Source organism: Sphingomonas sp. (assembly GCF_031380695.1).
Classification (GTDB): domain Bacteria; phylum Pseudomonadota; class Alphaproteobacteria; order Sphingomonadales; family Sphingomonadaceae; genus Sphingomicrobium.
In genome coordinates this window covers 1-5,664 of record NZ_JANMWY010000339.1, presented here as the reverse complement: position 1 = coordinate 5,664, position 5,664 = coordinate 1, and the positions used below count along the sequence as shown (strand labels likewise).

At 67.8% G+C, this 5,664-nt stretch carries 6 protein-coding genes; all 6 read left to right on the top strand.

What is annotated here, in order from left to right:
* A partial coding sequence (locus RMN84_RS12250; protein WP_309612446.1) for a chorismate-binding protein occupies positions 1–834 on the top strand: 834 nt, incomplete at its 5' end.
* Positions 831–1,430, top strand: coding sequence for an aminodeoxychorismate/anthranilate synthase component II (locus tag RMN84_RS12245; protein ID WP_309612445.1), 600 nt, complete (start codon positions 831–833; stop codon positions 1,428–1,430). The genes RMN84_RS12250 and RMN84_RS12245, both read left to right, overlap by 4 nt.
* Complete coding sequence (trpD, locus tag RMN84_RS12240; RefSeq protein ID WP_309612444.1) at positions 1,427–2,464, top strand: anthranilate phosphoribosyltransferase; 1,038 nt, start codon at positions 1,427–1,429, stop codon at positions 2,462–2,464. The genes RMN84_RS12245 and trpD overlap by 4 nt, the downstream gene beginning before the upstream one ends.
* Positions 2,457–3,815, top strand: a complete 1,359-nt coding sequence (gene trpCF / locus RMN84_RS12235; RefSeq protein WP_309612443.1) for a bifunctional indole-3-glycerol-phosphate synthase TrpC/phosphoribosylanthranilate isomerase TrpF — start codon at positions 2,457–2,459, stop codon at positions 3,813–3,815. The genes trpD and trpCF overlap by 8 nt, the downstream gene beginning before the upstream one ends.
* Before the next feature lies 1 nt (position 3,816).
* Positions 3,817–4,995, top strand: a complete 1,179-nt coding sequence (gene trpB, locus RMN84_RS12230) for a tryptophan synthase subunit beta (protein WP_309612442.1) — start codon at positions 3,817–3,819, stop codon at positions 4,993–4,995.
* On the top strand, positions 4,992–5,664 hold a 673-nt coding region (trpA, locus tag RMN84_RS12225), incomplete at its 3' end, for a tryptophan synthase subunit alpha (protein WP_309612441.1). The genes trpB and trpA, both read left to right, overlap by 4 nt.

Here is a 5,664-nt window from a genome sequence, read left to right as displayed (position 1 = left end):
CTCGACGATGTCGTCTATGCCGCGATCGTGTCGGACCTGAAGGAAAAGGTCGCAGCGGGGGATATTTTCCAGGTTGTTCCGAGCCGTGCCTTTCGCACTCCCTGTGCCGATCCGCGCGCCGCCTTCGCCCGCCTCGGCGCGGCCGATCCCAGCCGCTATCTGTTCTTCGTCGAGACCGGCTTCGGCACGCTGTTCGGCGCCTCGCCCGAAACCGCCGTCGCCGTCCGCCGCGAGGCTGACCGTCATATCGTCACCGTCTCGCCGATCGCCGGCACGCGGCCGCGCGGCGGGACGATCGACGAGGACGACCGGATGGAGGCCGACCTGCGCCTCGATGCCAAGGAGATTGCCGAGCATATGATGCTGGTCGACCTCGCCCGCAACGACGTCGCTCGCGTCGCCGAGCCGGGCACACGGCGCGTCGCTGGGCTGCTCGGGGTCGAGCGGTTTGCGCGCGTCATGCACTTGGTCAGCCGGGTCGAAGGACGGCTCGAGCCCGACCGCGACGCCATCGATGCGCTGATCGCGTGCGGGACGTGCGGGACGCTGAGCGGAGCGCCGAAACTGCGTGCGCTCGAACTGATCCGCGAGGCCGAGGTCAGCCCGCGCGGGCCTTATGGCGGCGCGGTCGGGTGGATCGCCGGGGACGGGTCGATGGACACGTCGATCGTCATCCGCTCGGCGCTGGTGCGTGACGGGGTAGCCGAGGTGCGCGCCGGGGCCGGCGTGGTGCACGACAGCGACCCCGCCTCCGAGGCGGCCGAGACGCGCCACAAGGCGAGTGCGGTGCTGGCGGCAATCAGGGCAGCTGCCAATGTCGAGGTCGGGGCATGAATATCCTGCTAATCGACAATCGCGACAGCTTCACCTTCAACCTGGCCGATGCCTGCGCGCGGCTGGGGGCCTATGTGAAGGTGGTGCGCAACACTATCGCCGCCGAGGCCGCGCTGGAGCGGGCGGAGCGCGAGGGGATGAATCTGCTGCTGTCGCCCGGCCCCGGCCACCCGCGCGACGCCGGCTGCACGATGGCGCTGATCGCGCTCGCCAAGGGCCGCATCCCGGTCATCGGCGTGTGCCTCGGCCATCAGGCGATGGTGTTGGAGGCGGGCGGGACGGTCGAGCGCGCGCCGGCCATTGTCCACGGCAAGACGTCGCGGATCGAGCATGACGCGAGCGGCCCGTTCAAGGGGCTGGCGAGCCCGATGGCGGTCGGGCGCTATCATTCGTTATGCACGCCCAACCCGCCGGCGAACTTCACGGTCCACGCGGCGATCGACGGCATGGCGATGGCGATCAGCGATGCCCGTGCGAAACAGGTGGGCGTGCAATTCCATCCCGAATCGATCCTCACGCCGATGGGCGACCAGTTGCTCGCCGGCCTCCTGCGCTGGACAGAGGCGCTGCGGTCCGGGCAGGGCGAGCGGACATGAATTCGTCGCTTCCCGACCTCGGGCCGGTCCCGAACCCGCTGCCCAAGCTGCTGACCGGCGAGGATCTGCCGAGCGCGGATGCGCAGCATCTGTTCGAGCGGCTTGTGCTCGGCAAGCTCGAGCCGGCCGAGATCGCCGCGACGCTGGTCGCGCTGCGGATGAAGGGCGAGACGGTCGAGGAAATGATCGGCGCGGCGCGTGCCTTGTCCGACGCGGCACTGCCGTTCGACCGGCCCGACTATCTCTATGCCGACTGCTGCGGGACCGGTGGTGACGGGTCAGGACTGATCAACGTCTCGACGGCAGCGGCGTTCGTCACGGCGGCGTGCGGTCTGCCGGTGGCGAAGCACGGCAATCGCTCGATCAGCTCGAAATGTGGCTCGGCCGACGTGCTCGAAGCTTTGGGCGCGCGGATCGAGATGGCCCCTGCCGCCGCCCGCGCGACGCTCGACGCGACCGGCTTCTGTTTCCTGTTCGCGCCCGCCTATCACCCGGGGATGAAGCATGCCGCGCTGGTTCGCAGGCAATTGCAGGTGCGCACGGTGATGAACTTGCTCGGGCCGTGCATCAACCCCGCGCGGCCGCCGGTGCAATTGCTCGGCGTCGCCGACCCGCGCATGTTGCGGCGGATCGCGCAGACGCTCGACGCGATGGGCGTGCGCGCGGCGCTGGTGGTTCATGGCTCGGGGCTCGACGAGGTAGCGCTCCACGGCGAGACGCGCGCGGTGCGGCTGTCGGGCGGTGAGCTGACCGAATTTGAAATCACTCCCGAGGACGCCGGGCTTGAACGCGCGCCGCTCAAGGTCGTCACCGGCGGCGATCCGGCGGAGAATGCGGTTCGGCTGCGCACATTGCTCAGCGGACGGGGCGAGCGGGCCGAGCATGACATCGTGGCGCTCAATGCCGGCGCGCTCTTGTGGACCGCAGGCAAGGCCAGCGACATCCGCGAAGGGACCGGTTTCGCGCTTGATGCGCTGCGTTCGGGCGGCGGCGCGGCAGTGCTCAATGGCTATATCGAGGCGAGCAATGGCTGATGTGCTGGGCGAGATCGTCGCCGCCAAGCGGATCGAGGTCGCAACGCGATTGGGTGATACGACCGCCGACGCCATGCGCGCGGGGGTGACGCCGACGACCCGCAGCCTGCGCGCGGTACTGTCGCAACCCGGCGCGCGGTTCGTGATGGAGGTCAAGCGCGCTTCGCCCTCGGGGCATCGCAGCACGGTCGAGCCCGCTGCCGCCGCGTGCGCCTACGCGGGCGTCGCCGACGCGGTGAGCGTGCTGACCGACGGGCGGTATTTCCACGGCTCGCTCGACGATCTGCGGACGGTGCGGGCACTGTTTGACGGACCGATCCTGGCCAAGGATTTTGTGGTTGACCCGCGCCAGTTGATCGAAGCGCGAGGGGCAGGTGCGGATGCGGCGCTGTGCATGTTGTCGGTGTTGGGCGACGACGAAGCGGCAGCGGTTTATGCCGAGGCCGCGCGGCTCGGGATGGACGTGATTACCGAGGTCCATGACGAAGCCGAACTGGCGCGGGCGGCGGCGCTCGGGGCCGACATCATCGGCATCAACAACCGCGACTTGAAGACGCTGACCACCGATCTTGTGGTGACCGAGCGCCTCGCCCCGCGCGCGCCGCGCGATGCGCTGCTCATTTCGGAAAGCGGAATCGCCACGCGCGCAGACGTTCAGCGGCTCGCGCGGCATGTCGACGCTTTCCTCGTCGGCTCCTCGTTAATGGCCGCGCCCGATGTCGGAGAGGCAGTACGGGCGCTGGTATTTGGGCGAACGAAGATTTGCGGAGTCACAAACATTGAAGATGCAAAATTGACCGTCGTGAGTGGCGCGACGCACGTCGGCATGATCTTTGTTCCCGACACTCCGCGTGCGGTCGATGTCGAGCAGGCCAAGCCGATCGCCGCCGCCATTCGCGACGCCGGGGCCAAGCCAGTGGGGGTGTTCCGTGACGTTCCGGCGCAGCAAATCATCGACACCGCCCGCGTCCTCGACCTTGCCGCCGTCCAGCTCCATGGGAGCGAAGACGCCGCCTACATCGCCGCGATCCGCGCCGGTTTCGCCGGTGAAATCTGGGCGGTCAGCAGCGGTGGTGAGGGGCCGCGCCCCGGGGTCGACCGCACTCTGTTCGACAGCGGGTCGGGCGGGACGGGCGAGACGTTTGATTGGTCGTTCCTCGCCGACCGTCCCGATCTCGGCAGTGCGTTTCTGGCCGGTGGCCTCACGCCGGCAAACGCAGCCGCCGCTTCGCGCGTCGGTGCCTATGGCCTCGACGTCAGTTCGGGCGTTGAAGCCGTCCCCGGCCGCAAGGACCCTGTGAAAATGACCGCCTTCTTTTCTGCCCTCCGCCCCACAGCCAGGAATCACTGACATGCGCCAGTCCGGTCGCTTCGGTCGCTTCGGCGGCGCTTACGTCCCCGAAATCCTCGTCCCGGCGCTAGAACAGCTCGAGGCGGCCTTCCTCGATGCGCAGGACGATCCGGCGTTCAATGCCGACTTGCAGAATCTGCTCACCACCTATGCCGGTCGGCCGACCCCGCTGACCAAGTGCCGCAACCTGGGCAGCGAGCGCACCCGCATCTATCTCAAGCGCGAGGATTTGATCCACGGCGGGGCGCACAAGACCAACCAGACGCTGGCGCAGGCGCTGCTGGCAAAGCGCATGGGCAAAACCAAGCTGATCGCCGAGACCGGCGCCGGGCAGCATGGCGTCGCGACCGCGCTGGCCGGCGCGCTTTTCGGCATGGAAACGAAAATCTACATGGGCGCCGAGGATATCGCGCGCCAATCGCTCAACGAGTTTCTCATGGAGCTGATGGGCGCGACGGTGATCCCCGTCACTTCAGGCAGCAAGACGTTGAAGGACGCGGTCAACGAGGCGCTGCGCGACTGGACGGCGAGCTTCCCCGACACACATTATATTCTCGGCACCGCCGCCGGGCCGCATCCTTTCCCGACGATGGTGCGCGAGTTTCAGCGGGTCATCGGCAAGGAGGCGCGCGAACAGATCCTCGCGATCGAAGGGCGGTTGCCCGATGCGGTCATCGCCTGCGTCGGCGGCGGGTCTAACGCGATCGGTATCTTCGCCGATTTCATTGCGGACGAAGGCGTCGAACTGATCGGGGTCGAGCCGGCCGGCAAAGGCCTCGACGGCCATGAGCATGGCGCCACCATCCTGCGCGGATCGCCGGGCATTCTCCACGGCGCGTCGACCCTGCTGCTTCAGGATAGCGACGGGCAGGTAACCGAAAGCTGGTCGATTTCAGCGGGGCTCGATTATCCCGGGGTCGGGCCGGAACATGCCCATCTGAAGGATATCGGCCGCGCATCCTACGTCGGGTGCGAGGATCAGGCGGCGCTCGATGCATTTGTTCTGCTGGCACGCAAGGAGGGCATCGTCTGCGCGTTCGAAAGCGCTCACGCACTCAGCCATGCGCTCAAGATTGCGGAGGCCGATGACGACAAGATCCTGCTCATCAACCTGTCGGGACGGGGCGACAAGGACATGACCCAAGCCCGCGAACTTCTGCCGCGGGAATTGCTGAAATGAACCGCTATGACGCGATGTTCGCGCGGCTTGGGAATAGTGGGGCGTTCGGCGCCTTCCTGATGCTCGGCGATCCCGACTATGCGACGTGCGCCCAACTGCTCGATGCGTGCGTCAGCGGCGGAGCGGACATGATCGAGGTCGGCATTCCGTTCAGTGATCCGGTCGCCGACGGCCCGGTAATTCAGGAAGCGGCGATCCGCGCGCTGCAGGCCGGGGCGCGGGTCGATGACGCCTTCCGGCAGATCGCCGACTTCCGGGCGCGCTGGCCCGACGTCCCCATCGGCATCCTGACCTATGCCAATCTCCTCATGGCGCGCGGCGAAGCCAAATTCATGGCCGATGCGGCGGCGGCGGGGGCGGATTCGATTCTCATCGCCGACGTGCCGAGCCTGGAGGCCCAGCCCTATGCGGCGGCGGCGCGTGATGCCGGGATCGATCTCGTCATGATCGCCGCGCCGAACACGCCCGATGCGGTCCTGACACGCATCGCCGCCTTGTCGTCGGGCTACACCTATTGCGTCGCGCGTGGCGGCGTGACGGGGACGCGCGATGCGCTGGCGCTCGATCATGACGCGCTGTTCAGGGGGCTGGCCACCAATGGCGCGCCGCCGCCGGTACTCGGCTTCGGCATTTCGACCCCCGACCATGTCGCGCAGGCGCTGGCCGCCG

What these genes read in the sequence shown, in the direction of transcription:
- trpB (WP_309612442.1), top strand. Translation starts at nt 3,817, where the DNA reads ATGCGCCAGTCCGGTCGCTTCGGTCGCTTCGGCGGCGCTTACGTCCCC.
- trpCF (WP_309612443.1), top strand. Translation starts at nt 2,457, where the DNA reads ATGGCTGATGTGCTGGGCGAGATCGTCGCCGCCAAGCGGATCGAGGTC.
- trpD (WP_309612444.1), top strand. Translation starts at nt 1,427, where the DNA reads ATGAATTCGTCGCTTCCCGACCTCGGGCCGGTCCCGAACCCGCTGCCC.
- RMN84_RS12245 (WP_309612445.1), top strand. Translation starts at nt 831, where the DNA reads ATGAATATCCTGCTAATCGACAATCGCGACAGCTTCACCTTCAACCTG.